The organism is Trichococcus sp. K1Tr (genome assembly GCF_028309625.1).
Taxonomy (GTDB): Bacteria; Bacillota; Bacilli; order Lactobacillales; family Aerococcaceae; genus Trichococcus.
The window spans coordinates 233,071-259,368 of the sequence record NZ_JAQMHR010000003.1 but is presented as its reverse complement, the minus strand read 5'-3'; the positions used below and the strand labels follow the sequence as shown (position 1 = coordinate 259,368).

Here is a 26,298-nt window from a genome sequence, read left to right as displayed (position 1 = left end):
CACAACATCTAGTGTTTTCGCCATAAATGAAGGAGTGATTATTGTGGATGCAACAAAGACCACATTTAAAGCAGGATTCGAAAAATTGAACAAGGACATCGAGCGGTTCCCGCATGTGTTTCCGATCACCGAAGATATGCACGTGACTTATGAGGGCGTGTCCCGCCTCGTCATGCTGGATCGCTACTCCTACAAAGATTCCACCAAGGAGACCCTGTCAGAAGGGGATCTCGTGATTCTGACGGTCAAGGAGGATCCGAAATATCCGGCCCGCGGAACAGGAACCGTCCTTTCCGTAAACCACAAGGAACAGACTGTCCGCATCAAAGTTTCCGAAGAATACCAGCACAACATCGACGATTTTGAAGTCGAGGAAGGCGGCATCGTGACGCGCCGGATCCTGACGCTGGACAAACCGCTGGAGCTTTTCTACGAACAGATTGCGATGCGCAATGCCCATGGTCTGGCCGAGGTCGAAATCACGCCGGAACTTCGCCATGAAGCGTTCCTGAAGTTCTACGAAGAACAGAAAGCCTTGAACTTCATCCCGGCCGGGCGCGTGCTCTACGGCGCAGGCTCTGGTACCGATGTCACCTATTTCAACTGTTACGTCATGCCTTTCGTGCCCGACTCGCGCGGCGGCATTTCCGATCACCGCAAAAAAGTCATGGAAATCATGAGCCGTGGCGGCGGCGTCGGCTCGAACGGTTCGACGTTGCGCCCGCGCCACACAATAGTGAAAGGCGTCAACGGGCGCTCTTCCGGCTCCGTTTCCTGGATGGACGACATCGCCAAGCTGACGCATTTGGTCGAGCAAGGCGGTTCCCGTCGCGGCGCGCAGATGATCATGCTGGCCGACTGGCATCCGGATATCTTCGAATTCATCATTTCGAAGATGCAGAATCCGCGCATCCTGCGCTACATCATCGAAAACTTCGAGGATGAACAGATCCGCATGCTGGCGAAGGAAAAACTCCATTTCACGCCATTTTCGTCTAAGGACATCAACATGTACACAGGCATCGTCAACTACAAACACATTCCGGGCCATGGAGGCTTTGACGCCTCGGTCATCCATGAAGCCGAGAAAAAACTGCGCGATGGCGGCACCTACACTGTCAACAATCCTGAGTTCCTGACCGGCGCCAACATTTCCGTCTGCATCACCGACGACTTCATGGACGCCGTGATGAGGGGTGAAGAATATGCGCTGCGTTTCCCGGATGTCGAACATTACGACGCGGACGCGATGGCGCACTATGACGCCGAATGGACCAACTGCGGCGATGTCCGCGAATGGGAAGCTACCGGCAACGCTGTCCGCACCTACCGGACCGTCAAAGCCCGCGAATTGTGGCGGCTGATCAATGTCTGCGCCACTTACGCGGCAGAGCCTGGCATCTTCTTCATCGACAACGCCAACAAAATGACGAATGCGGTCGCCTATGGTCAAAAAGTCGTCGCGACCAACCCTTGCGGCGAACAGCCATTGGCAGCTTATTCCGTCTGCAACTTGGCCGCCGTCAATCTGGCTGAAATGGTGAACAAGGACCTGCAGATGGTCGACTTCGCCAAATTGGAACAGACTGTCCGCACCGGCATCCATATGCAGGACAACGTCATCGACTCCACCCCTTACTTCCTGGAGGAGAACAAAAAACAAGCGCTTGGCGAACGCCGGATTGGCTTGGGGATCATGGGCTTGGCGGACATGCTGATCTATTGCGGCGTCCGCTACGGTTCACTGGAAAGCCTGCAGCTGATCGATCAAGTATTCGAAACGATCGCAGTGGCGGCCTACGAGGAAAGCATCGAATTGGCGAAGACGCGCGGCAGCTTCCCGTTCCTGGTCGGGCAGACCGGAAAAGAGACGCAGATCCTGCGCGAGCGTTTCATCAACACTGGCTACATGAAAAAAATGCCGCAGCACGTCCGTGAAGGCGTCCTGAAATACGGCATCCGCAACTCGCACTTGTTGACGGTGGCGCCTACCGGATCGACTGGCACGATGGCCGGTGTTTCCACCGGTTTGGAGCCCTACTTCTCGTTCACGTATTACCGCAGCGGCCGTCTCGGCAAATTCATCGAAGTGAAAGCAGATATCGTCCAAGAATATCTGGATCGTCATCCGAATGCCGATCCGAACCAGTTGCCTGATTATTTCGCGACCGCCATGACGCTTGCTCCTGAAGAGCACGTCGATGTGCAGACAACGATCCAGCGCTGGGTCGACAGTTCTATTTCAAAAACGGTGAACACGCCGAAAGGCTATACCGTCGATCAAGTCGAGAAAATCTACGAACGTCTTTACTTGGGCGGAGCCAAGGGCGGTACGGTCTACGTCGATGGCAGCCGCGATTCGCAGGTGCTGACGCTGAAAGCCGAAGAAAACGTTTGGGATGACGAAGCCAAGCTTGAGGAAGAGAAAGAGCACGTCAAAATCAACAAGGACAAGACTTTCCTGGTTGATTCGATAGCCAATCTCGCATCCACCGATGTCACGATCGGCAACGAAATCGGCGACACCTGCCCGATCTGCCGACAAGGTACGGTCGAGGATCTGGGCGGCTGCAACACATGCACGAATTGCGGTGCACAGCTGAAATGCGGATTGTAAACTAATCAAATGAAGAACCCGTCTGATTTTGGACGGGTTCTTCTTTGTGGTTTGCCGACAATCGTGCTTTACTGCTCGTCTTGCGCTTCGGTTGTCCGATAAACGCAAAATATTGGACAACCGCGTCGCACTTGGAGCACTGCTTGTCCGATAACTATAAAATATCGGACAACCACAAAAAAGAGCTGCCCAATGCGGCAGCTCCAGTCTTTAGCTTCATTATTATTCTCCGTCCGAAGGTTCCGGCTTGCCGGCTTCCAGCAGGACCCGGTCGCGGATGGCAAAGAATGCCACGACCATCAGGAACACGCCCGATACGGCCATCAGGATTTCGATCGCCATCCGGTCCGCCAGCGGTCCGAAGATCAGCATCCCCAGCGGCATCATCGAACTAGAGACCATGCTTTGGACGCCGAAGACGCGGCCAAGGAAATCTTCCTCGACCTTTTCCTGCAGCAGCGTCATGCTCGGAGCGTTCAGGAGCGGGATAACGAGACCGACGAGACCCATCAGGAAAAGGTAAATCCAGAAATTCGGGATGACGCCCATCCCAAAAGTGCACAAACCCATGGCCCCGATTGCAAAAGCGATGGAATGGATCCGGTTCTTGAAGCCGCCCCATGACGCGATCCAGAGGCCACCGCCTATCATCCCGATGGAAAAGGCGATTTCGATCGCCGTCAAGCGCCAAACGTCCTCGCCGAATGAGCGCGCCACCTGCAGCGGTGACAGGAACGACACCGGAGCGGCCATCAGGAAAGCCAAGGAAAAATACAGGAACAGCCTTTTGATGAAGGCGTGGTTTTGGATGTAACGGAAGCCGAGCTTCATGTCCTGCAGGTAATTGCTGACTTGTTCATGGCTGGCTTTTGCATGCGTAGGGACTTTCAGAAAGAACACAAGGATGGCGATCGCCAATGCAGCTGTCACGATATCAATCAGGAAAATGCCCTCCATCGGCGCAAATTGGTACAAAGCACCGCTGATCATCGGTGAAACCAGCATGACGACAGCCTGGATGCTGCCGTTGAGCCCGTTGATCCGGGTCAATTCCTTTTCCAGCACAATCTGCGGCAGGATGGCGCCGACCGCCGGCATCTGGATGCCCGCCCCGACTGCGCGGATGGCCGAGGTCGCCAACAGGATCCAGATGGAACGCTGCCCCGCCAAGAACAGCAGGACCAGCACCAAGGTCGAGAGCGCGGTGATGCCGTCGGAAAGGACGATCAGGCGTTTCCGGTTATAGCGGTCGGCCCACACCCCGGCGAACGGCGAGATGAAGAAAGTCGGCAGAAAGCCGAAGATGGTCGATAAGGTCATGATGACGCCGGATTTTGTTTCCAAGGTCAGGTACCAGAATATCGCGTATTGGACAAGCGACGAGCCGAACAGGGAAATCGTCTGACTGCCCAAAAAGAGCGCGGTTTGACGCTGCCACTTTTCATATTTCATTTTGTTGATCACACTGTTTGCACTTCCTTGTTGCGGGGACGGTGATGTGTCCCCCAAAATGACTGCGTTTGCCGTCCTTTTCGGAATCAAACGGCTGAACGTATGTTTCCATCCATGTTATACTATAATTAACAAAAAGTAAAAGGATTGAAACGGATGAGCAGAGAAGAAATCAACCAAAAATTGGCGCTGCTGCCCGACTTGCCCGGCTGCTACATTATGCGGGACAAGGATGACGAAATCATCTACATCGGCAAAGCCAAAAATTTGAAGAACCGCGTGAAATCCTACTTCCACAGCAGGCACGAAGGCAAGACGCAGCTGTTGGTCGAGGACATCGACCGTTTCGAAACAATCGTCACCAAAACGAACAAAGAATCGCTGCTGCTGGAAATCAACTTGATCAAGCGTTACCAGCCCAAATACAACATCAAGCTGAAGCAAGGGACGATGTATCCTTATCTGAAGGTCACGAACGAAAAGGATCCGCAGCTCATCATCACTTCGACGGTCGAGGATGACGGCGGCCTCTACTTCGGCCCCTATCCGCACGTCTACGCGGCGACGGAGACGCAGGAGTTCATCCAGAAGATCTACCCGCTGCGCAAGTGCGCCAAAAATTCCAAACGCGCCTGCCTTTATTACCATATGGGCCAATGCATCGGCTGCTGCGACCACGAAGTTTCAAAAGAGGAATACGATGCCCAGATCAAGCGGATTGCCGCGTTCCTGAACGGCGAGGTCAAGGACATCAAAAAGGATCTGCGGGAAAAAATGCACCGTGCCGCCGACAGCCTGAATTTCGAACAGGCTGCCGATTACCGCGATCAGATCAGCTACATCGAGGCGACCGTCGAAAAACAGACGGTCATGTCCCGCGACTACACGAACCGCGACGTCTTCGCCTTCCATATGGACAAAGGCTGGTTGTCGATCCAGGTCTTCCTGTTGCGCCAGTCCTCGATCATCAAGCGCGAAGCCGCCCTTTTCCCTTGCTACGATACGCCGGAGGAAGAGCTGGCTTCCTTCATCATGCAGTTCTATCAGGACCCCAATCACATCCTGCCGCAGGAAGTGCTCGTACCGAAAGGCGTCGACACGGAGCTGCTGCAGGAAGCGCTGGGAACGAAAGTGCACACCCCTGTCCGCGGCAGCAAGCGCAGCATCCTCGAACTGGCGATCACGAACAGCGAACTGGCGCTGACGGAAAAGTTCATGCTGATCGAGCGCGACACCCACAAGACAGTCGGCGCCATCCAGGAACTTTCCGAGGCGCTCGGCATCGAATATCTGGAAATTATCGAGTCGTTCGACCATTCGAACATCCAAGGAACCAATCCGGTCTCGGCTATGGTCGTCTACAGGGACGGCAAGCCTGAACGCAAAAACTACCGGAAATACAAAGTCAAAACGGTCGAAGGCAGCAACGAATTCGCGACGACGCAGGAAGTCATCCGTCGCCGCTACAGCCGTCTGCTGCGCGAAGGCCGCGCCATGCCGGACCTGATCCTGATGGACGGCGGTAAAGTCCAGGTGCATGCCGCCAAGGAAGTGCTTGAGGACGAGCTCGGACTGGACATCCCGGTGGCGGGCATGGTCAAGGACACGAAGCACAAGACCTCCTCGCTCATCTTCGGCGAGAAGGATGAAATCGTGGAGCTCAGTCCGAACAGCCAGGCCTTCCATCTTGTGCAGAGGATCCAGGAAGAGGTCCACCGCTTCGCGATCACCTTCCATCGCCAAGTGCGCGCCAAGAACAGCATCGCTTCGCAGTTGGACCAGATCGACGGCGTCGGACCGAAAACCCGCACGAAGATCCTGAAGCATTTCAAAACGATGAAGAACATCCGCGAAGCCAGCTACGAAGACATCAAAGCGCTGGGCATCCCGGAAAAGACTGCATTGCTGATCAAGGAGGAACTGGGCGAACTGAACGATTGACCGACTTTTACGCCATCCGCTTCGTCCCACTCCATGAAGCCGTAGCGCTGAAATTTTCCAAATGGAGGAAACGTGCTATACTGTAGAGTAGTCCACGGAATATCCCGTGATAGAACTCGCGCTAGAGGAGGCGTTTATGATGAAAATATTTACCGATAGTGCTTGTGATCTGGCCTATGCCTATCTGCAGGAAAATGATGTGGAAGTCTTCCCGTTGACCACTTTGCTGGATACCGGCGAATACGAAGACATGATCGACATCCAAGCCGACAAAGTCTATGAAATGATCGCACGCGGCGGTCACCCGAAAACGAGCCAAGTGTCCTTGGAAAAATTCCTTTCCGGTTTCCGGAAAGCGGCCGAAGCCGGCGAATCGGGCATCTACATTTCCCTTTCCGCCAAGCTGTCCGGCACCTACCAAGCAGCCAACTTGGCTTACCAGCAACTGAAAGAGGAGTTCCCGGACTTCGATCTGCGGTTGGTCGACTCCATGAGCGCCTCCGTCGGTGAAGGCTTGTCCGTCGTCGAAGCGATCGAAATGCGCGAGGCCGGTTTTACTTTGGATGAGATCGAATCGCGTGTCCGTTTCACGGCTGCCAACGTCGTGTCTCTGTTTACGGTCAAGGATCTGAATTATCTTGCCGAAGGCGGACGACTTTCGAAATCCAGCGCCTTTTTTGGGGGATTGCTGAATATCCAACCGTTATTGGAAGTCATCAAGGGTGAATTGGTACCCGTCGAAAAACTGCGCGGGCGCAAAAAGGTCCTGAATCGGATGTATGAACGCTTGCGCGATGAAGCGGATATGATTCAGGAACAAAATGTCTTCCTTTGCCATAGCGACGATGCCGAAGCAGTCGAAGAAATGCGTCAATACATCGAAGAGCATTTCCATCCGCGCCGCGTCTATGTGAATACGATCGGTTCCACGATCAGCTCGCATACCGGACTTGGGACGCTAGGATTGTTCTTCCTGAAGAAATACGAATAAGTGCATTTGTACAAAAAAATAGTGAGGCGGAGAATCCGATTCGGATTTTCCGCCCCACTTTTTTTTGCTTACTTGTTGATGTACGTGCTGATGATCCGGACAAAAATCGGCATCAACAGGATGACCGAGAAGAGCCGGACGAGATGGATGGAGGAGACGATGATCGTGTCCGCCTCAAAAGCCGCCGCCAGGATGGTCATGTCCGTCAATCCACCCGGTGAAGTCCCCAGCAAGGCCGTGATCAGATCGATTCCGGCCACTTTATGCAGGATATAGCCTGCAATCACTCCGACCGTCAACAAAATCAGGACCGAAGTGACGGCAGGGAAAAATACCTGTTTCATCTCGGCCAAGCTGCTCTTCGTGAAGTTCATGCCGATGGTTCCGCCGATGATGATCTGGCCGATGATCTTCAGATTGGCGGGCATATAGCCCATCTGCGAAAAATAATTATAGATGGCGACTGCGACCAGTGAACCGATCATCCCCCCAGCCGGCACGCGGAAGCGGATCCCTGCCCAGCCTCCGATGAATGCCACGATCAATGTACCCAACAGTTTCCCAAAATTCATATATTTACTCTCCCTTCTGTCAATTTAACGCTCTCTTCCCATTTTCGACTATCCGCGAAAATAGTCAAGTTCATTTCCGCGCAAAAAGAGGAACACCCTGTTCTTTCGGTGTTCCTCTTTGTTCCGTTTTTCTTCTTATTCGTATTTCTTTTTCTTTGGCGGGGGGAACGGCAGGATGATGCCTTGGCCCTGCTCAGTCGGCTGCGCCTGGAAAAAGGTGCGTTTCAGGACAATGGTGATTTTCGGGCGTTCCATCTCGACTGTCGGCGATTCGAGGATTGCGTAAAGACGCTCCTCGGCATCGAGCAGACTGGCCAGGACGGGATTCTCCGAGCGCGGCACATAACCTAACATGTAGCCGGCTTGCGTCGCAACGGCGATCGCATTCGCGTCATAAGCATTGTCGGCCTCCCGGACGAGTTGCAGCAGGTCCCCCGGTTTCAGGAAATCGGCGACGCCGCTCAGCTCATGGAACTGCGTGCCGGCGATATACGTATGCAGCAATTCCTTGTCCGTATGGGCATGGCTCAAAGGCGGCTGCTTCACCTTCAGATAACGGCTTTCTTTTTGGTTTTTCAGATTTTCCGGCTGCAACAGTCTGTCTATTTGCCGCTTCAGTTTGATGTTCGGCTCTTTTTCAAGCGCAATCTGGAGTTCGGATTCCACTTGGTCTGACCATTTTTTTCTGTGCTGTTGCAGCACTTGCACTGCTTTTTTGCGCACGCCGGCATGGCGGTAATGGATGCCGCGGATGCACCAGGCTTCATTGTATTTGCGCTTCTCGCTCATCACTTCGAACAGGCGCAGCAACCATTCGTCGGCGCGCATCAGGTCCGTAACGCTCAGATTCTCCGGCTCTTCGCTTTCCAGAGGGAGCGTGTAGAGATCCGGGTTCAGGATCGCTTCCAGGTACTCGCAGACATCGTCGAAATAGAATTCGGGATTGATCTTCAGGAAGAAATCGAGCATGTTGAATCCCAACGGTTGCCTGCCCAACACTTCCATGAAAGCCGGAAAATCGGGATGCATGTTCAGATAGACGAGCACTTTCATGATCAGGTTATCCGATTCATTCGGGGCGGAAATTTCTTGATAAACGATATGGCGCCATTTGGGTTGGTGCAGGAAACTTTCAATTTTATGCACCAGCTTTTCGTAGCGGGCGATGCGGGTATCCCACATGGTTTTGGTGCGGCGGTATTTCGTCTCATTTTGACTGATGAAGTCGTAATCCTGCTGCCAAAAGTCGACTACCTGATACCAGATGCTGACGAGCGCGCCCAGATCGATGAAGCTTGCCGCATAGTCGCGCTTATCGATGAACTTATACAGGAAGTCCAGTTGGGCATCGATGGTCACGCTGTCATTGTTGTAGTCCGCATAACAGATCAGGTAAGCGAAATCCGTGAAATTGGCGGCCGTTATCTCCGTTTTTTTGAAATAGGCGCGCATATCCGTTTTCTGGATGCAAAGATTGGCATAAATATTGGCGAGGAAATCGCTTTTGATGCCTTCATGCATCATCCAGTGCTGCTGTTCCCACCTGACCGGCTTCAGCAGGAACATGGCCGCCAGCTTCCCGTAACCGACCGTGTGCTTGGCCAGTTCAAAGATGAAATTGTTCTGCAGAGGGAAAATGAACTGGATGCTCTCGAGCACATACAAGGTATACTCGCTGTGGTAACCCAGTGTGCGCATGATCTGTTTGGTCGTATCATACGGAAAGAAGCCCAAAAGGATGATGCCCAATTTCACCTGTTCCGGATCGGTACCGCTGCGTGCGAGCCGCATGCCGAGGTGATAAAGACGCTCCCTCGCTCCTGATTCCGCCTCCAAAGTAATGCGCACCCTTTCGCGCAATTCCAGGAAATAACTGCAGATCGGATAATGCTCCAGAAAATGGCGCAGGACAGGATCTGTCAGGATCGCTTCTTCTTTGTTGACGAGGTCCTTGAGGATGCCGCAGCACTCCTTCGCCAAGTCCTCTTTCCGCCAAAAAGGGATCCCTTCAGATGCAAGTACATAAAGCACATCTTTTTGCCCAGCCGTCCGCTCATCCTGGAATCGATAAGGCAGGCCAGGCTGTTCGTCCCGCAGCCGGCAAATCGTATCGAAAATGCTCTGGTTATTCTCCAATTGGCAACCCTTCTTTCCCGTTGACTCCGATGCTCTCTTTCTTCAATATTACCATATATTATAGAGTGTCACTATGTTAGTTTTAAAAATTATTAAATTAACATAAGTAAAATGCACAAAAAAGCGTTCGGCTTTATCCCCCGAACGCTTTCCTTCATTAGCTGATTATTGATGCATCTTAAAGCGGCATGACACCTGTGATGCCGTAAACGATGATGTAGATGAACAGGATAGGCCAAGCAAACTTGATGTAGCCTTTTTGGAAGTCGACAAAGTTGATTTCCGTGTATTCGCATAGCATGTACAAGGCTGGGATGACCGGGCTGATCAAGCGGAATGCTTGCCCTACCATCGAAGCGACGGCAGCCTGATCTGGTGTGATGCCGAACTGGCCCATTACGCCTGCCATTACGCTCGCAATCCCGAAGTAGAAAGCATCCTGCGGCAGGAATGTGATCGCTGGTGCAGAGATGATGGCATAGATCGGCGCCATATGCGTACCCAACGCTTCAGGGATGATTTTGGTGATCCCTTCCGCCAAAGCAGTAGCCATTCCGCTTCCTGTCAGGATTCCGGAGAAGACACCGGCTGCCAAAGTGGCCAAGGCAGGCGCCAAAGAATCGGCAGCAAGTGCATCCAAACGTTCCGTAACCAGTTTGGAAGAGCGGTAATTCGCAGTCAAAGCGATAGCCGCTCCCAGCATGAACAGGATTCCCCCGTGGGCAATATCCATGATCAGCATCGCCAAAATCGCAAGCGTCATGACCAGGTTGAACCACCACATTTTAGGTCTCTTTAATTCAGGTTCGTTATCGCGGATTGCGTTAAGCATAGCTTGAATCGTTTCAGGTGAGACATCTTTGGCATCTTTCGGATCAAAGTTCAGACGTTTTCTTTCCTTAAGTCCGATGATGTAGGCCATGAAGACTGCGTATACAGCCGCAACCAATAACCCTGGCAACAACGCCGCGAACAAGGTGCTGATTTCAACGCCCATTGCTGTGCTGGCCGCGATTGTCGGGCCGCCCCAAGGCAATTGGTTGAAGATGCCGATTGGCGTGACGATGATGACTGCTAAGTAAAGCAAGTTCATCTTCATCTGTTTCCAAAGTTCGATGAAGGCTGCCACACAGATGATGATCGTAGTTGTCGTATCGCCGTTCATGGTTACGACCAGCGAAGTCAAAACAGTAGCCAACGTCACTTTCAACGGGTCGCCTTTGGCTTTTTTAATGAAAAATTCGCACAGCGGATCGAACAGACCGACATTCAGCATGACGCCGAAGTACAGTACCGCAAACAGGATGACGATTGCGGGAGAGATTACCCCCATCGATACTTTCCCTGTTTCAGCATTGACGCTGTAGAATAGCCCTGTCTTGATCCATTCGAACATGTCCGTCAAAGGCACCTTGTTCACGAAAGTAGCGATAATACCGAAAATCAATGGGATTAAGGTCAAAGCCCCAAAAATGGAAAGTTTCTTTTTCGCCAGTACGACAATAAAGATAGTGATCATAGCGATCGCAAGGAATGTCAATATCATAAATAATTATGTCCCTTCTTCGTTTGAGTTGTTGGCTCGCATCAAAATGAACGAGCTTTTTTAAAAAGCGCTTACAAATAATAAGAATACGCTACTCCACTCAAATGCTGGGTGGCTTTCCCATTTTATAAAATACTAGCATAATCTCGTCTCATAAAAAAGATTATGCTAGTATTTCCAGTAACTTTAAGGAAGGATGATCGTAACGTTTTGGATTGGTATATCGTAAAACGGATCTTTCTTTTTGCGCAGAAACGGTTCAGCCAGATTCGGGAGCAGCGCATACGTCAAGACATCTTCCGTCGTGTCTGTGTAAGCTGCCGTTTCCTTTTTGAAGGCTGCCATCCCCGGTTCAATCATGTCTGCCGGCCGTAACGTGCAGGTTTCCTCATCGCCGATGATTTTTTGCTTGATTTCTTCGGATAGCGGCGCCGGTGATTTCCCATAGGAGCCTTTTACATAATCCTTGATCTCTTTTGGTACCATCTTGTAGCGTTCCCCGCTCACCACGTTCATGACAGCCTGTGTGCCGACCATCTGCGATAACGGCGTCACAAGCGGCGGATAGCCCATGTCTTTCCTTACTGCCGGGATTTCCTTCAGCACCGCTTCATATTTATCTTCCTGGTGCGCCTCTTTCAGTTGCGAAAGCAGGTTGGAAAGCATGCCCCCGGGAACTTGGTACAACAAAGTATTCGGCTCGACATCCATCACTTTCGGATTCAGGAGACCTTTGCTACGGAAGTCCTCTTTGATCGGACGGAAATGATCCGCAATCTCCTTCAGGACTTCCAGATCCAAGCCGGTATCATAGCCCATCTCCTCCAAGGCGATCGCCATCGATTCCGTCGCCGGTTGACTGGTTCCGCCAGAGAATGGTGAGATGGCGCAATCGATGCCGTCCGCTCCAGCTTGCGCGGCCATCAGGTAAGTCATTTCGGCAATGCCGCTTGTGCAGTGAGTGTGGACGTGGATCGGCAACACCGTGGATTTCTTCAGCGCGCTGACCAATTCGAAGACATTCTTCGGCGTCAGGATGCCCGCCATGTCCTTGATACAGATCGAATCGGCACCCATCGTTTCCATTTGCGCAACCAGTTTCAGGTAATAGTCATTGTTGTGCACTTCGCTGGTCGTATAACTGATCGTCCCTTGACAGTGTCCGCCATATTTTTTGATGGCTTTGAAGGACGTCTTCAGATTCCGCAGATCATTCAGCGCGTCGAACACCCGGATCACATCGATACCGTTTTCGATCGCTTTCTGGATGAATGTTTCGACGACATCATCGGGATAGTGCTTATAGCCCAACAAGTTCTGGCCTCTCAACAGCATCTGCAACTTCGTGTGCTTCACTTCGCTGCGGATTGTGCGCAGTCTTTCCCATGGGTCCTCGTTCAAGTACCGCAGGCAAGCATCGAAGGTCGCGCCGCCCCATACCTCAAGCGCATCATAGCCGGCTTCGTCCATTTTTTTCAGAATCGGCAGCATTTCCGGGGTCGACATGCGGGTCGCCACGAGACTTTGATGCCCATCCCGTAGGACTGTTTCCATAAAACGGATTTTTTTCGTCATTTTCATCAACTCCATCATTTTTCGGCCGGGAACCGTTTAATCAGTACAATACAAACTATATACAGGAGAAAAAGGACGAGAAAGATCCCTCCCATCCCAAAAAGCATCAGTTCTAGGGCGATCTGTAAATTTTCAAAAGTGCTCATGTCAATCTCCTTTCAAAAGAATAATAGGTTAGCTGAAGAAGCCAAGCACCAATCCACCGGCGATAACGGATGCGATCTGTCCGGAAACGTTCGATCCTACCGCATACATCAATACGAAGTTCTGCGGATCTTCTTCCGTTGCCATCTTTTGAATGCCCCGGCTGGACATCGGGAAGGCAGAAATACCGGCACCACCAATCATCGGATTGATTTTTTGGGTCCTGAACAGGTTCAGGAATTTTGCGAATAACACGCCACCAATCGTGTCCATGATGAAGGCGACCAGACCGAAGGCGATGATCATCAATGTCTGCAAGTTCAGGAACAATTCAGCCTGCATCTTGACGGAAATCGTCAAACCCAAGAGGATGCTGATGATGTTGACCAATTCGTTTTGGGCCGTCAAAGATAAGCGGTCCAATACGCCGCATTCGCGCAATAAGTTGCCGAACATCAGGAACCCGACCAGCGGCAAGGAGATCGGCGCGATGAAGCCCGAAATCAGCGTAATGATGATCGGGAACAGGATTTTCGTCATCTTCGAGACGCCTTCTGCTTTATAGGTCATGCGGATCTGACGTTCTTTTTTGGTCGTGACGGCTTTGATGGCGATCGGTTGGATGATCGGCACCAAGGCCATGTAAGAATAGGCTGCGACGGTGATCGGTCCCAAGAGATTAGGCGCCAACTGATTAGAAACAAAGATGGCTGTCGGGCCATCGGCGGCGCCGATGATGCCAATCGAAGCGGCTTCCCTGATGTCGAATCCGAAAAATACAGCTACCGCAATCGTGAAGAAAATCCCGAATTGGGCAGCAGCGCCGAATAATAGCATGAATGGGTTCTGTAGCAGCGGTCCGAAGTCGATCATGGCCCCAATGCCGATAAAGATCAATAACGGGAACAGTTCGGTGCTGATGCCGGCTTCGAAAAGGACGTCCAGGACGCCTTCCGATTCGCTTCCGTTGACCATCTGCGTCAAGACGCCGGTTCCCGGGAAGTTGACGAGGATCGTTCCCAATCCCATCGGTACCAACAAGGTCGGTTCATATTCTTTCTTGATCCCCAGATACATCAGCACACTGCCGATGACCATCATGATCAGTTGGCCAGGCGTGACGGATAAGATTCCTGCAACAATTTGTTCCAATTTTTATTTCCCTCCAAACGTTGTTTTTATTGAATGATTACGATGGTTTGTCCGACGTCGATCGGTGCTCCTTTTGTGGCAACGACAGCTGTGATGGTGCCTGCTCGTGGCGCCACGATTTCATTTTCCAGTTTCATGGCTTCCAATACGGCCAGCACTTGGTTTTCGGTCACGACATCGCCGACGTTCACTTTGATGTCCAGGATTTTCCCGGGCATTGGCGCAGTGATGGGTTCGCCCTCTCCGCTTCCGACAACCGGTGCAGGTGCCACTGGAGCGGCTGCCGCTACAGGTGCTGCGACTGGCGCTGCTTGTACGGGTGCTGCTTGAGCGGCTGCCGCGGCTACGGCCGGTGCTCCGAACTCTTCCATCTCCACCATGTATTCTTTTTCGTTGATTTTGATGCGGAATTTCCTTAACATTCTTTTTCCCTCTTTCCAGCTAATCTATTCTTGCGATACTTTTCAACCTAAATTGCGAAGCAGGATGATCTCCTGCAGCAATTGCGCCAATAATGGCCGCAGCTATTTCCTTTTCCAGATCGATTTTTGTGATACTCTTCACTTGGACAGTAACATCGGAATCGTCATGAACAAGTATCGCTGAGGCGATCGCTGCAACCAATTCTTTGTCCTCCTGTGAGACAGGCAAGGAAAAATCGACTGTTTCCAATGGTTTTGCTTGGGAAACGGGTGCGTTTGCAGCTGTTGTCGGCTGCACAACCTCATTTTTACCTGCAAGAAGTCCGCGTAATTTTGATAGTAGGGTCATAACTCTTCCTTCCTACATCCTTCGATGTGCAGTTCTTCACTACGATTACAATAAGTAAGGGAGCCCGAAAATCTGGTTGCTATCAAGGACTCCCGCTCATTGCATTTGACTGTTACTTAATGAAGCTTACTTGTTTGCTGATTTCTTCGATTGCTTTGTCTTTTCTTTCATTGAAGATGATTTTGTTTTGTTCAAATAAATTTCCGCCATGTGTGTCGATCGAAATGATTAGCGGACCGAATTCCTTCACGCGGCACACCCAAAGTGTTTCCGGCATTCCGAGGTCACGCCAGTGTGCTGCTTCGATCTCTTCCACTTCTGTAGCCGCCAACACTGCACAGCCGCCTGGGAAAACAGCGTGGATTGCTTTGAACTCTTGGCAACCTTCCATCGTTCTTTGCCCCATGCCGCCTTTGCCGACGATCAATTTGACGCCTGTTTCTTCGATGAACTCTTTTTCGAATCGTTCCATACGCATGCTGGTCGTTGGACCGACCGCAACCATTTCAAATTTGTCGTTCCCTAAATCACGGACGATTGGGCCCGCGTGGAAGATCGCACCGCCGTTCAGGTCAACTGGCAATTCTCTTTTTTCTTCGATCAATCTGCGGTGGGCAACGTCGCGGCACGTAACGATATGTCCGTTCAAGTAGACGATGTCGCCGATGTTGATGCTCTCCAAGTCTTCGTTAGTGATTGGTGTTGTCAGAATTTTTTTGCCGTTCATTTCGCTCACGCTCATAGTGATACCCCCGTATGTGAAGTGATTTCGTAATTCAGATTTTTATCAAAGATGATATGTCCGCGTCTGTGTGACCAGCAACCTGTGTTGACTGCCACTCCGATAGTGGATGGGTGGCGCGCCGAATTTTCGATATGAACGCCCATTACAGACTTCTTGCCGGATAGGCCTTGTGGTCCTAAGCCGATTGAGTTGATGCCGTCTTCCAATAATTTTTCCATTGAAGCAGCGCGCTCATTCGGGTTATGGCTGCCGATTGGTCTCATCAAGGCTTTTTTGGATAAAATCGCTGCTGTTTCGACGGATGTAGCGACGCCGACACCTACCAACAACGGCGGGCAAGCATTGATTCCGTATTCAGTCATGACATCCAACACAAATTTCGTGATGCCTTCATATCCAGCAGATGGCATCAATACCATTGATTTGCCCGGCAAGGTGCAACCGCCGCCCGCCATGTAGACATCCAATTCCAATTTGTCGCTGTTAGGAACGATATCCCAGAAGATGGACGGTGTGCCTTTTCCAATGTTTTTGCCTGTGTTGTACTCATCGAATGTTTCTACGCTGTTGTGACGCAGTGGCGAATTTTTGGTAGCTTCAAGTACGGATTCGGTCAATGCCTCTTCCAAGTCTCCAATGAAAGGGAAATTTGATCCGCATTTGATGAAGAATTGAATGACACCAGTATCCTGGCAAGATGGACGGTTCAGTTTCATCGCTTTGTCTTGGTTATCCATCATTGATTGATAAACAACTTTCGATAAAGGAGCAACTTCCTCTTTTTCCAACTCGACCAGCCTCTTACCCACGTCATCCGGTAATCTTTTGCCGATCAAACCTATAAATTTACCTACTGTTTCAGTGATTTTCTGTTGCGCTGTCACTTCATTGTTAAGCGTTTCCATTGTTCTTCCTCCTCGTAATCGGTAACTGAAGCAAAACAAGTTTCCCTTCGTTCCACTGTGATGCGGTATTGCTGGATTAAAGTCGCACATTCATGATATCGAATATATTTGATATCTGATAATGTATCCCTTTTACAAATAGAAATTTACCATATCCTTTTTTTGTTGTCAACACCAATGTGAATTTTTTATCATCTTTTTTGAAACGCTTACATTATTTTCGCACCATTACGGGATTCTGCTCGATTATTTTCGCCAAAAAAAATAAGCCTGCACTCCCTTAGCGTTTGAGAGTGCGGACTCGATTGATCATTGTTGTTTTATTGTGTGGTTTCTTCTATTTGAACCGCGTCAGGACATTCTCCATGCTACGGTAGATATGCTTCAGCATGACTTTGCGGGACAATTCCTCATCCCCTGCGATCAGTGCATTCACGATATCTTCGTGTTCCTGGATGGAAATTTGGGCATACTGCTCCTCGGTCTGAAGATCGCCCATCGACAAGCCGTTCCACAGATTGGAGGCCATTTCGATCAACCGCGCATTTTCGCTGGCGTTCCAGATCGCAAAGTGAAAGGCCTGATTCAGATCGGAATAAGAGCTGACATCTCCAGAAAGAATGGTTTCTTTCGCATCCTCATGCACTTTGATGATTTCGCTGATGTCCTTTTTCTTTCTGCAGATGATAGCGCAGGCTTCGCTTTCAAGGGAAGCTCGGATTTCATAGTGATCCTCAAGGAAGGTCGGAGTGATGCCCATTACGATGGCTCCCTTATTGGGGCGCAGTTGGATGAAGCCTTCCCGAGCCAAGATCTGAAAAGCCTCGCGGACCGGGGTAACGGAAACGCCAAGCATCTTCGCAACAGCATCCAGCATCAATTCATGGCCCGGCTCGAATTCCTTCAGGATGATTGCTTTCCGAAGGGAGGAAGCCACCCTTTCTCTTGCAGGCAATAGTTTGATCGGTTTAAGGATGCTCATTGTTCATTCCCTCCAATTTTTTCTTTAGGATCTCAACGTAATACTGAAAATAGTCTTCAAATCCATCCATCAATTTAGATAGATCGTTTTCTGCCAGTTGCTGGCTGATTTTTTCAATATGTTGGTAGTTTTCTTCAAAATCAAAGTCATAATTTCCGATTACGAACGTGAAGAAGCCGCTCAATAGTTGCTCATGTGCCCGCTTGATGGTCGGAATGCCGGTCGCTTCCGACAACAGCTGATGGAAATTCAACTCCAGTTTGCGACAACCTTCACTATCTTTGGCGACCATTTTCTCTTTGTATGCGTCCGCGATTTTTCGGAATGGCTGCGTGTCAGCTTGCTTCTCGGAAAGGATCAGGCAAATTTCTTTTTCCAGCGCCTTAATCATCCTGAATTGGGCTTTAGCCGATTCGAAGGAGATACCGTTGACTTTCATGTGTCTGTTTTCGAGCCTTTCCAACACGCCTTCCATTTCCAGCATCTGCAGGGCTTCCCTTACGGGCATTCTGGAAACGCCCATTGCGGCAGCGACTTCGGATTGTTTCAGCTTCTCGCCATCCTTGATGTTCCTTTTGAAGATTTCAGTGCGCAGGATATCCGCAATATAATCCTTTGTTTGTGTTCTCTCTAATGATTCCAAAGACTACAGTCCCTTTAATTTTTATAGATCAGTGCAATATTATGACAATAGTAGCTTCGAAGTTTACAGTTCCACTATTTAGCACCGATAAATCCTTGTCGTTTCTTGCTTCATTTATAGTTTACATGAAATCCTTCATTTTTCAACCTGTTTCTTTTAATGATGGACAGAATCCGTCCCTGTTCTTTCAGTTGATGTTCTCTAAAAAATCCTCCCCGAGTTGGGAAGGATAGTTAAACAGGATTGCCATTCCATCAAAGTGCGGCTGTATAGACGGCTCTTGCATCCTCTGTATTGAAGTCGCCGCGCTCGGAGATGTTCTCTTTCTTGTGGCGGACGAGTGCTTCCACAAGACGCGGGATGTCGGATTCATCCAGCTCGACATCCGAGAAGCGGATCGGTGCGCCAAGACTGGCAAAGAAGTCTTCGGTCTTTTTGATTGCCAAATCAATTTTTTCTTCATCATTAGTCAGATTGGAATCGCCGCGGATATCCCACACGCGTTCCGCATACTGAAGCAATTTGTCCCATTTCTGCTGCTTGCGGACTTTCATCATAGCCGGAAGGACGATCGATAAAGTGCGCGCATGGTCGATCCCGAATGCCAACGTCATCTCATGGCCCAATTGATGCGTCGCCCAATCCTGGGGAACACCTGGCGAAATGAAACGATTGAGCGCATTCGTGGCCGTCCACATGAAGTTGGCGCGGGTCGCATAGTCGTGGTTGTCCTCATCGACTACGTCCGGGCCGATTTCGATCAATGTCTGCAGCAGCCCTTCCGCCCAGCGATCCTGCACTTTTGCATCAATCGGATAAGTCAGATAGGCCTCCATCACATGGATGAAGGAATCGATGACACCGTTCGCCAGTTGGCGTTTCGGTAACGTGTAGGTCGCTTCCGGTTCCAGTATGGAAAATTGTGGATAAGTATGTGGACTGGCGAAACTGATCTTCGCTTGCTTTTCCACAAAGGTGACGACCGAATTGTTGTTCATTTCCGATGCAGTGGCCGGCAACGTCAATACCGTACCGAAAGGCAATGCTTTTGTGACCGGCAAGCCCTTGCCTACGCCGCTGCCGAACATATCGACGGGATCGCCATCGAACACCGCAGCTGCCGCAACGAATTTCACGCCGTCAATGACGCTGCCGCCGCCTACCGCCAACAGGTAGTCATAGCCTTCCGCTTTGATCTTGTCGACTGCCTGAATCAGCGTTTCGTAGGTCGGATTCGCTTCGATCCCGCCGAATTCAGCCCACTCGCGGTTGCCCAAGGCTTCGACGACGCGGTCGAAGGTGCCGAATTTCTTGACGCTGCCGCCGCCGTACAAAATCAATACTTTCGCATCCTGCGGAATCAAATCATTGATGCGTTTGATCTGGTCTTTGCCGAAAACTATTTTTGTAGGATTTTGAAACTCAAAATTGCGTATTCCGTTTTCCAATCTCATCACTCACTTTTCGTTTTTTATTCTTTTTTCATTGTAGCACAGCCATGTGGATAATCCGCTTGGGATGCTTTGGAAGGCGCGGATGCGGACGCCGGCGCCGGCTTACGTGAACTCCGGGGAACGAGAGCCTCGCCGGAGGACAGCATCCCAGCTAAGACCCCACCTCCGATGAGGACAGCTTCCCCGGAGTTCAACCTTTTTTTCTTCATCCAGCTACGGCGAGCAAGCCGCTCATCGGAGCTGACGCCCGTTTGCAACGCGGTGCTCCGGTGGACACCGGAGCATACAAAAAATAGGGGCCGCTGGCGGCCCCCACATATCTAAAGATTATTTTTTCAGGATGCGGATGCTGTTCAGCACGGCCAGCACGGTCACGCCGACATCGGCGAAGACGGCTTCCCACATCGTGGCGACACCGAACGCGCCGAGAATCAGGAACACCCCTTTGACTGACATGGCGAAAATGATGTTCTGCCAGACGATTTTGCGTGTTTCCTTCGCCACATCCATTGCGGTTAAAATCTTGGATGGCTGATCGTCCATGATGACGATATCGGCCGCTTCGATGGCGGCGTCGGATCCCAATCCGCCCATCGCCATCCCGATGTCGGAAAGGGCCAGCACCGGAGTATCGTTGATGCCGTCGCCCACAAAGATGACTTTTTCGCCTTTGCGTTTGCTCGCCAACACTTCCTCCAGCTTCGCCACTTTGTCCTGTGGAAGCAATTCCGCATGGACTTCATCGATGCCGATTTCTTTGGCGACCGCCTCGCCTACCGCACGGGAATCCCCGGTCAGCATGATGGTGCGGATGCCTCTCGCCTTCAAGCCGGCGACCGTCGCCTTCGCATCAGCTTTGATGGCGTCCGCGATCAGAATATAGCCGGCATAGTGTTTATCCACAGCGATATGCACAACCGTCCCGGTTTCAGGAGCCGGTGCATGTGCGATGCCGAATTTCGCCATCAGTTTGGCATTGCCGGCCAGGATCTCTTGCCCATCAACGACGACCTGCAAACCCTGGCCCGGGATATCATTTGTGGTGGTAATCCGGTCTTCAGCTATCGTTTTCCCGTATGCTTCCTTGATGGAATCGGCAATCGGGTGGCTGGAATGCAGCTCCGCATAAGCCGCCAGTTCCAGCAACCGATCCTCTGTCAGCTCGCTGGCGCTTTCGATACGGGTTACGGCGAATTTGCCTTCCGTCAAGGTACCGGTCTTGTCCATCACGACCGTTTTGACATCATTCAGGCCTTCGAGGAAGTTGCTCCCTTTGACGAGGATGCCTTTGCGAGAAGCTGAACCGATGCCGCCGAAGAAGCCGACCGGAATCGAAACGACCAACGCGCACGGACACGAGATGACCAGAAAGATGCTTGCCCGATAAAGCCATTCATTGAAGCTTTCGCCCGGGATGACGAGCGGCGGCACGACCGCCAGCAACACGGCTGCGACGACGACAACCGGTGTGTAATAGCGGGCGAATTTGGTGATGAAGTTTTCCGTAGGCGCTTTTCGGCCGCTGGCGTTCTGAACCAAATCCAAAATTTTGACGACTGTGGACTCCGCAAACGGCTTTTCGACAACTACTTCGATGACGCCGTTCTTGTTGATGAACCCGCTCAAAATGTTGTCGCCGACTTTGATGCCACGCGGAACCGATTCGCCGGTCAAAGCTGAGGTGTCGACAGCCGAGGTTCCGCTCACGACTTTCCCGTCCAACGGCACTTTTTCACCGGGGCGGATCAGGATGATGTCGCCGATTTTGACGGTTTCCGGTGCGACTTTTTCGATACCGGCTGCGGTTTTCACGTTTGCGTAATCAGGCCGGATGTCCATCAGTTCGGCGATGGAGCGGCGGGATTTGTCGACGGCGATGTCCTGGAACAGTTCCCCCAGCTGATAGAACAGCATGACCGCTACCGCTTCCGGATACTCCTGGATGTAGAAAGCGCTCAGGGTTGCGATCGTCATCAGGAAGTTTTCGTCGAACAACTGACCGTTCTTGATGTTCAGGAGCGCACTCCAAACGATATCGTAGCCTGCAACAAGGTACGCGGTCACAAACAATGCCAGCGAAATAGTTCCGCTGACCGGGGCGAAGATCGCCGCCAATAAAATCCCAAAGCCGACGATCAGGCGGATGAAGGATTTTCGGATTTCATCCTTATCCCCTTCGCCGTGCGCATGCGTGTGTTCATGTCCAGCATCATGGTCGTGATATTCGTCCACGTTTGTGGATAAGTCATCTTGGGGATGTTTCAATCCTATCGGCAACCCATTTGCTCCGATTGGTGCGCCGCTTTTTTTCAAAGTCGGATGGATATCCGGCTCCAGTACGCTGAGTTTTTGTTTCACTTTTGGCAAAATATCGGCCTCTTGATCCCCTTCGATTTCGATCCGCAATGTCTTCGTCATGAAGTTCACATTGCTATCGAGGATCCCTTCTATTTTCGCGATGCCGGTCTCAACCTTGTTGGCGCAATTGGCGCAGTCCAATTCATCCAAATACCATTCAATCTGCTTCACTTTCTCAGACATCTCTATCACTCCTTAACTATATGCATTCGTATTATTTATCCGAAAACGGAATGATTCCGCATTACATATGAATAACCATTCATGTGTTATTCACATTATAATCCTACAGACTGCTTGTGTCAATCGCATAGAAATACCTTGAACGCGAAAAAAGCCTGCCGCAGTGCGACAGGCTTAACAAAATTCATCATAAATTACAGTTCATCATAAGGGATATTGAACGTATCTCCGCCGCTCAGGTTGCCGATTTCAAAGCCTTTCGTAAACCACCGCATCCGTTGCTCGGAAGTGCCGTGCGTAAAGCTGTCGGGTACGACGTAGCCTTGGTATTCCTTCTGCAGGGTATCATCCCCTACAGCATGTGCTGCTGTTAAGGCTTCCTCGAAGTCGCCTTCCTCCAATACGCCCTGCTCCTGGACATAATTTGCCCAAACACCGGCCAGGTAATCGGCCTGCAGTTCCAAACGAACATTCAACTCATTGTATTCTGTTTCGCTCAACTGGTTACGACTGCTTTGCACCTGATCCATGATGCCCAGCAAGTTCTGGACATGGTGTCCGACCTCATGAGCGACGACATAGGCCATCGCAAAGTCGCCGGACGCGCCGTACTCTTGCGAAAGCTGATCGTAGAAACTCAAGTCGATGTATAATTTTTGATCGGCCGGACAGTAGAACGGTCCGACTTGGGAACCAGCCACACCACAGGCTGATTGCACCTGTCCGCTGAACAGCACAAGCGTCGGCTCGACATATTCCATATTGTTGTTGGCAAATTCCTGGGCCCAAGCATCTTCTGTATAGGCCAATACGACGGATACAAATTCAGCCATCTCGTCCTCGGTCTTGTTGCTCGTTTCAGTGATGCCTGTCTGTGGCGTTTCAGTCGGTGTGCTTCCTCCGCCACCGCCAAACAGGTCGCCCCCTCCGAACAGGGCAATGATGATCATGATGATGATCCCAAAAATTCCGCCGCCTGCCATACCGCTCACGCCCAGCCCGCCGCCACCTGTCGAAAAGCCGCCACTGCCGCGTCGATCTTCCACGTTGGAACTTCTTCTTCCACCCTTCCATTTCATACGAATACCTCCAATATTCTATTTTTCGCATCGCGGGCTCTGGTTCTGCCAACCCCACCCAGACAATCCGAAAATCGGTTTCATTTCATACCCTTATTATATAGTATCGACGGTTAATTTAAAAAAAATACACCTGAGTGACGTCTGTCTCGGTTCACATCCATTGATTGGCTGAAGCACTTGAATCCAGACAAGTCGCTCTGATTCCTATCCTGATTACACGCATATTGATCAAATTATTCCATTGTCGGCATAAAGGACATTTGTTCATTTTCTGTTCAAATGTTTAAACGAGCCTAAATGCGCGTTAATAATGCAAAGTTCACACCCACTCATGATTTTTTTGGAAGCACTTCATTTGTGAATAGATAAATATGCTGCAATAATATTGATTCCGATTCATTATAGGAATAACATGATTGTAAGCCTATACAAGTTATCCCAAACAATTAGGGAGCGGCAAAAAAAGAATCCAAAGGAGCTATCTACAATGAGAAAATTGGAAAACAAAGTAGCAATCATCACAGGCGCGGCGCAAGGCATGGGTGCCATGCACGCACGCAAATTCGTGGAGGAAGGCGCCAAAGTAGTCGTGACCGACATCAATGAAGCCGCCGGAAAAGCTTTGGTTGAGGAGATCGGCGAAAATGCCGTCTTCATGAAATTGGACGTCTCAAAATCAGCCAATTGGGAAGAAGTTATCGCACTTACAGAGGAAAAATTTGGTCCGGTTACGGTGCTCGTCAACAATGCCGGCGTCGGCATCTTCAAAACATTGGACCAATTGACGGAAGCGGATTTCCGTTTGACATTCGAAATCGACGAACTGGGCGTGTTCCTGGGCATGAAAACTGTCATGTCTTCCATGAAAAAAGCAGGCGTCGGCTCGATCGTCAACATTTCCTCTGTTGACGGGCTTGTCAGTGCGCCTACCGCCATCGCCTACAGCGCATCCAAGCACGCAGTCACCGGGATGACGAAGGGCGCCGCTGCGGAGCTTGGCCAGTTCAACATCCGCGTGAATTCCGTCCACCCGGGCATCATCGAAACGCCGATGGCTGAACAGGGAGACGTCTATGAATACATCAAACAACTGGAAAAGGATATTCCCTTGAGAAGGACCGCAAAACCGGAGGAAGTCTCCAATCTGGTCATCTACCTTGCATCCGATGATTCGAGCTACTCGACCGGCTCGCAATTCGTCGTCGACGGCGGCATGATTTCTGATCTATAGTATTCTTTATTAACAAAATAAGTTTCATGATACCGAAAAAAAACGCGCAAGCAACTGCCGGGACTGTCCTGGCAAACTGCTTGCACGTTTTTTCAATAGGTTAATCTCTGTGATCTTCCAAGTCTTCGACTTCTTCGATCGTCATGCCTTGATGCTCCTGCATGTAGCGTTCGCGCTCTTTGTTGCGGTACTTGTCCATCTTGCGTCGGAACAATTCGCCGTTGGAAGGTGGGGTCCAGCTGATGGCATTGGCACCGGCATTGATCGCATCCAGGATCGTTTCATCCGTCGGGCCGCCAGTCGCGATGATCGGAACATCCGGGAAATTTTCACGGATCCGGCTCACGATATAGGCCGTATCCTTCCCTCCGCTGACGTTCAGGATATCGACACCGGCGTCCAGTCGTTCCTGAATATCCATGTATTCCGTCACGATCGTACAAACAATCGGGATATCAACGGTTTCTTCGATTTGTCTGATGGTATCGATCGGTGTCGGCGCATTGACGACGACAGCCAAGGAACCCTGCGCCTCCGAAAACAAAGAGATGTTGGCGCTGCGTTTGCCTTGGGTCGTCCCCCCGCCGACACCGGAAAGGATCGGAATGGTTGAGACGTTGGCTATGCTTTGGATGACCGCCGGATGCGGGGTAAATGGATAAACCGCGATGACGGCATCCGCATCGTTATTCAGGATAATCGCAATATCCGTCGTAAAGATCAGGGATTTGATTCGTTTTCCAAAAATCCGGATTCCCGAGCAGTTCCGGATCACGCTAGGGACTTGCACTGTATCACTGCGCAAATCGGTTGTGATGCTTGGTGCTTCTCTTTTAATTCTTGGTTCCATTATTTCGCTCCTTTTCTGATGATTTTGATGATATTACGTGGGCTGATCAGCCGACGATAAGGTTTTCTTCCTTCAGGACTTCCGAATAGAAGACCGCACGTGCTGCTTTTCTTCTCGGTTCAACGATGAATGTCAGGATGCCGAAGACGGCGAATGCCGCCAACATCAATCCCATCAACAACAGCAGTTGGTAAAGCAAGGCATCCGGGTCAGCGGTTGCCGATCCGGCATACATGTTGAACGCAGCTATTCCGATACCCAGGAACAACGCCACTGGAATCAGGTAAACGACAAAGTAAGTCAGATCCAATTGGAAAAGTCTCATCTTCTTGCCTTTCATGAAGGCTTCGCTTTGTCTCAGGATATCCGTCGTTTTCATGTCAGGATTGTCGAAATAAATGAAGTTCGATAATGCCAAGGCGTACAGTTTCATTATGCCCGGTATGATCAGCAATACGGACCATAAAATGACATAGAAAGCCTGCAGCGCCAGAACGCCCAACGTCTTGAACAACTGGTTTTCAAACGGTTTGAGCAGATGGCCTGATGAAAGCGGCGTACCGTCCAGCATATCCAGGTAGCCCCATTCATTCCCCATCTGCATGGAGCCGATGATCAGCGCCACGATGATCGAAAGGACCACATTCAGGGTCGTTTGGAAAGGCGAGGATTGCATCGAGAAGACGGAATCCCAATTCGGCAAAGTTTCCCCTGTCATCTGCATGTTCAAGGCGCTTTCGCCCGTCAGCGTTCTGACCACCGATTGCATGGTACTGTTCGCGATCGTGATAAGAATCAGGTTGATGACCGCCATTTTATAATTGCCGCGTAAATATTCTCTGGCTGTGGATCTGATTTCCTTGTTCGTTAACATATAATTATGACCACCCCTTACAATTTTCGATAGTGATAGTATACCATAATTGGACTATTTGCAACGCTTTCAGATAATCGTCTTTCATTTATTT

At 50.6% G+C, this 26,298-nt stretch carries 22 protein-coding genes; 4 read left to right on the top strand and 18 right to left on the bottom strand.

The window, feature by feature from the left end; all coding sequences use genetic code 11:
* Positions 1-40: 40 nt before the first annotated feature.
* The gene (locus PH235_RS07620; protein ID WP_443080858.1) at positions 41-2,617 is read left to right on the top strand and encodes a vitamin B12-dependent ribonucleotide reductase; all 2,577 of its coding nucleotides are present in this window, start codon (positions 41-43) and stop codon (positions 2,615-2,617) included.
* Positions 2,618-2,839: 222 nt separating this feature from the next.
* On the opposite strand, the gene PH235_RS07615 is transcribed toward PH235_RS07620, so the two are convergent.
* Positions 2,840-4,081, bottom strand: a complete 1,242-nt coding sequence (locus PH235_RS07615; protein ID WP_272161764.1) for an MFS transporter — start codon at positions 4,079-4,081, stop codon at positions 2,840-2,842.
* 144 nt (positions 4,082-4,225) lie between these two features.
* Here PH235_RS07615 and uvrC point away from each other — a divergent pair, with 144 nt between their 5' ends.
* Both uvrC and PH235_RS07605 read left to right on the top strand, forming a co-directional pair.
* Entirely contained in the window at positions 4,226-6,010 is a 1,785-nt protein-coding gene (uvrC, locus tag PH235_RS07610; protein ID WP_272161763.1) for an excinuclease ABC subunit UvrC, read from the top strand.
* A 136-nt stretch (positions 6,011-6,146) separates the two neighbouring features.
* Positions 6,147-7,001 (top strand): DegV family protein, encoded by an 855-nt coding sequence (locus tag PH235_RS07605; RefSeq protein ID WP_272161762.1) that lies wholly within the window; start codon positions 6,147-6,149, stop codon positions 6,999-7,001.
* 68 nt (positions 7,002-7,069) lie between these two features.
* Here PH235_RS07605 and PH235_RS07600 read toward each other — a convergent pair whose 3' ends face one another.
* From PH235_RS07600 to ypfJ, 15 genes are all read right to left on the bottom strand, one after another.
* Positions 7,070-7,573 carry an AbrB family transcriptional regulator gene (locus PH235_RS07600; protein WP_086985711.1) on the bottom strand — a complete coding sequence of 168 codons (504 nt, stop codon included), beginning with the start codon at positions 7,571-7,573 and terminating at the stop codon, positions 7,070-7,072.
* Between the two features lie 135 nt (positions 7,574-7,708).
* Positions 7,709-9,709, bottom strand: coding sequence for an HIRAN domain-containing protein (locus PH235_RS07595; protein WP_272161761.1), 2,001 nt, complete (start codon positions 9,707-9,709; stop codon positions 7,709-7,711).
* Positions 9,710-9,887: 178 nt separating this feature from the next.
* On the bottom strand, positions 9,888-11,255 hold the full coding sequence (locus PH235_RS07590; protein WP_272161760.1) for a citrate:proton symporter: 1,368 nt from the start codon (positions 11,253-11,255) through the stop codon (positions 9,888-9,890).
* 186 nt (positions 11,256-11,441) lie between these two features.
* A complete protein-coding gene (locus PH235_RS07585) occupies positions 11,442-12,830 on the bottom strand; it encodes an oxaloacetate decarboxylase subunit alpha (RefSeq protein ID WP_272161759.1) in 1,389 nt (462 codons plus the stop codon).
* A 14-nt stretch (positions 12,831-12,844) separates the two neighbouring features.
* A complete protein-coding gene (locus PH235_RS07580; protein ID WP_272161758.1) occupies positions 12,845-12,976 on the bottom strand; it encodes an OadG family protein in 132 nt (43 codons plus the stop codon).
* 28 nt (positions 12,977-13,004) lie between these two features.
* Complete coding sequence (locus tag PH235_RS07575) at positions 13,005-14,075, bottom strand: sodium ion-translocating decarboxylase subunit beta (RefSeq protein ID WP_443080857.1); 1,071 nt, start codon at positions 14,073-14,075, stop codon at positions 13,005-13,007.
* A 77-nt stretch (positions 14,076-14,152) separates the two neighbouring features.
* Entirely contained in the window at positions 14,153-14,548 is a 396-nt protein-coding gene (locus PH235_RS07570) for a biotin/lipoyl-containing protein (RefSeq protein WP_272161756.1), read from the bottom strand.
* Positions 14,549-14,567: 19 nt separating this feature from the next.
* Positions 14,568-14,897, bottom strand: coding sequence for a hypothetical protein (locus tag PH235_RS07565; RefSeq protein ID WP_272161755.1), 330 nt, complete (start codon positions 14,895-14,897; stop codon positions 14,568-14,570).
* A 112-nt stretch (positions 14,898-15,009) separates the two neighbouring features.
* Positions 15,010-15,639, bottom strand: coding sequence for a L(+)-tartrate dehydratase subunit beta (gene ttdB, locus PH235_RS07560; protein ID WP_272161754.1), 630 nt, complete (start codon positions 15,637-15,639; stop codon positions 15,010-15,012).
* Complete coding sequence (gene ttdA, locus PH235_RS07555) at positions 15,636-16,547, bottom strand: L(+)-tartrate dehydratase subunit alpha (RefSeq protein ID WP_272161753.1); 912 nt, start codon at positions 16,545-16,547, stop codon at positions 15,636-15,638. Before ttdA ends, ttdB begins: the two co-directional genes overlap by 4 nt.
* 337 nt (positions 16,548-16,884) lie before the next feature.
* Positions 16,885-17,529, bottom strand: a complete 645-nt coding sequence (locus PH235_RS07550; RefSeq protein ID WP_272161752.1) for a GntR family transcriptional regulator — start codon at positions 17,527-17,529, stop codon at positions 16,885-16,887.
* Positions 17,516-18,172 carry a GntR family transcriptional regulator gene (locus PH235_RS07545; protein WP_272161751.1) on the bottom strand — a complete coding sequence of 219 codons (657 nt, stop codon included), beginning with the start codon at positions 18,170-18,172 and terminating at the stop codon, positions 17,516-17,518. The genes PH235_RS07550 and PH235_RS07545 overlap by 14 nt, the downstream gene beginning before the upstream one ends.
* Positions 18,173-18,426: 254 nt before the next feature.
* Entirely contained in the window at positions 18,427-19,626 is a 1,200-nt protein-coding gene (locus tag PH235_RS07540) for an iron-containing alcohol dehydrogenase (RefSeq protein ID WP_334223635.1), read from the bottom strand.
* A 327-nt stretch (positions 19,627-19,953) separates the two neighbouring features.
* The gene (locus tag PH235_RS07535) at positions 19,954-22,167 is read right to left on the bottom strand and encodes a heavy metal translocating P-type ATPase (protein ID WP_272161749.1); all 2,214 of its coding nucleotides are present in this window, start codon (positions 22,165-22,167) and stop codon (positions 19,954-19,956) included.
* A 194-nt stretch (positions 22,168-22,361) separates the two neighbouring features.
* On the bottom strand, positions 22,362-23,246 hold the full coding sequence (gene ypfJ, locus PH235_RS07530) for a KPN_02809 family neutral zinc metallopeptidase (protein WP_272161748.1): 885 nt from the start codon (positions 23,244-23,246) through the stop codon (positions 22,362-22,364).
* 490 nt (positions 23,247-23,736) lie between these two features.
* Between ypfJ and PH235_RS07525 the strand changes: the two genes are divergently transcribed.
* Complete coding sequence (locus PH235_RS07525; RefSeq protein WP_272161747.1) at positions 23,737-24,480, top strand: glucose 1-dehydrogenase; 744 nt, start codon at positions 23,737-23,739, stop codon at positions 24,478-24,480.
* Positions 24,481-24,580: 100 nt separating this feature from the next.
* On the opposite strand, the gene PH235_RS07520 is transcribed toward PH235_RS07525, so the two are convergent.
* Together PH235_RS07520 and PH235_RS07515 are read right to left on the bottom strand one after the other, a co-directional pair.
* Entirely contained in the window at positions 24,581-25,330 is a 750-nt protein-coding gene (locus PH235_RS07520) for a hydrolase (protein WP_106449172.1), read from the bottom strand.
* 46 nt (positions 25,331-25,376) lie between these two features.
* On the bottom strand, positions 25,377-26,204 hold the full coding sequence (locus PH235_RS07515; RefSeq protein WP_272161746.1) for a DUF975 family protein: 828 nt from the start codon (positions 26,202-26,204) through the stop codon (positions 25,377-25,379).
* Between the last annotated feature and the right edge of the window lie 94 nt (positions 26,205-26,298).

Coding starts and splice junctions, on each gene's coding strand:
- uvrC (WP_272161763.1), top strand. CDS start 4,226: ATGAGCAGAGAAGAAATCAACCAAAAATTGGCGCTGCTGCCCGACTTG.
- PH235_RS07605 (WP_272161762.1), top strand. CDS start 6,147: ATGATGAAAATATTTACCGATAGTGCTTGTGATCTGGCCTATGCCTAT.
- PH235_RS07600 (WP_086985711.1), bottom strand. CDS start 7,573: ATGAATTTTGGGAAACTGTTGGGTACATTGATCGTGGCATTCATCGGA.
- PH235_RS07590 (WP_272161760.1), bottom strand. CDS start 11,255: ATGATATTGACATTCCTTGCGATCGCTATGATCACTATCTTTATTGTC.
- PH235_RS07585 (WP_272161759.1), bottom strand. CDS start 12,830: ATGACGAAAAAAATCCGTTTTATGGAAACAGTCCTACGGGATGGGCAT.
- PH235_RS07580 (WP_272161758.1), bottom strand. CDS start 12,976: ATGAGCACTTTTGAAAATTTACAGATCGCCCTAGAACTGATGCTTTTT.
- PH235_RS07575 (WP_443080857.1), bottom strand. CDS start 14,075: ATGATGGTCATCGGCAGTGTGCTGATGTATCTGGGGATCAAGAAAGAA.
- PH235_RS07570 (WP_272161756.1), bottom strand. CDS start 14,548: ATGTTAAGGAAATTCCGCATCAAAATCAACGAAAAAGAATACATGGTG.
- PH235_RS07565 (WP_272161755.1), bottom strand. CDS start 14,897: ATGACCCTACTATCAAAATTACGCGGACTTCTTGCAGGTAAAAATGAG.
- ttdB (WP_272161754.1), bottom strand. CDS start 15,639: ATGAGCGTGAGCGAAATGAACGGCAAAAAAATTCTGACAACACCAATC.
- ttdA (WP_272161753.1), bottom strand. CDS start 16,547: ATGGAAACGCTTAACAATGAAGTGACAGCGCAACAGAAAATCACTGAA.
- PH235_RS07550 (WP_272161752.1), bottom strand. CDS start 17,529: ATGAGCATCCTTAAACCGATCAAACTATTGCCTGCAAGAGAAAGGGTG.
- PH235_RS07540 (WP_334223635.1), bottom strand. CDS start 19,626: ATGAGATTGGAAAACGGAATACGCAATTTTGAGTTTCAAAATCCTACA.
- PH235_RS07535 (WP_272161749.1), bottom strand. CDS start 22,167: ATGTCTGAGAAAGTGAAGCAGATTGAATGGTATTTGGATGAATTGGAC.
- ypfJ (WP_272161748.1), bottom strand. CDS start 23,246: ATGAAATGGAAGGGTGGAAGAAGAAGTTCCAACGTGGAAGATCGACGC.
- PH235_RS07525 (WP_272161747.1), top strand. CDS start 23,737: ATGAGAAAATTGGAAAACAAAGTAGCAATCATCACAGGCGCGGCGCAA.
- PH235_RS07520 (WP_106449172.1), bottom strand. CDS start 25,330: ATGGAACCAAGAATTAAAAGAGAAGCACCAAGCATCACAACCGATTTG.
- PH235_RS07515 (WP_272161746.1), bottom strand. CDS start 26,204: ATGTTAACGAACAAGGAAATCAGATCCACAGCCAGAGAATATTTACGC.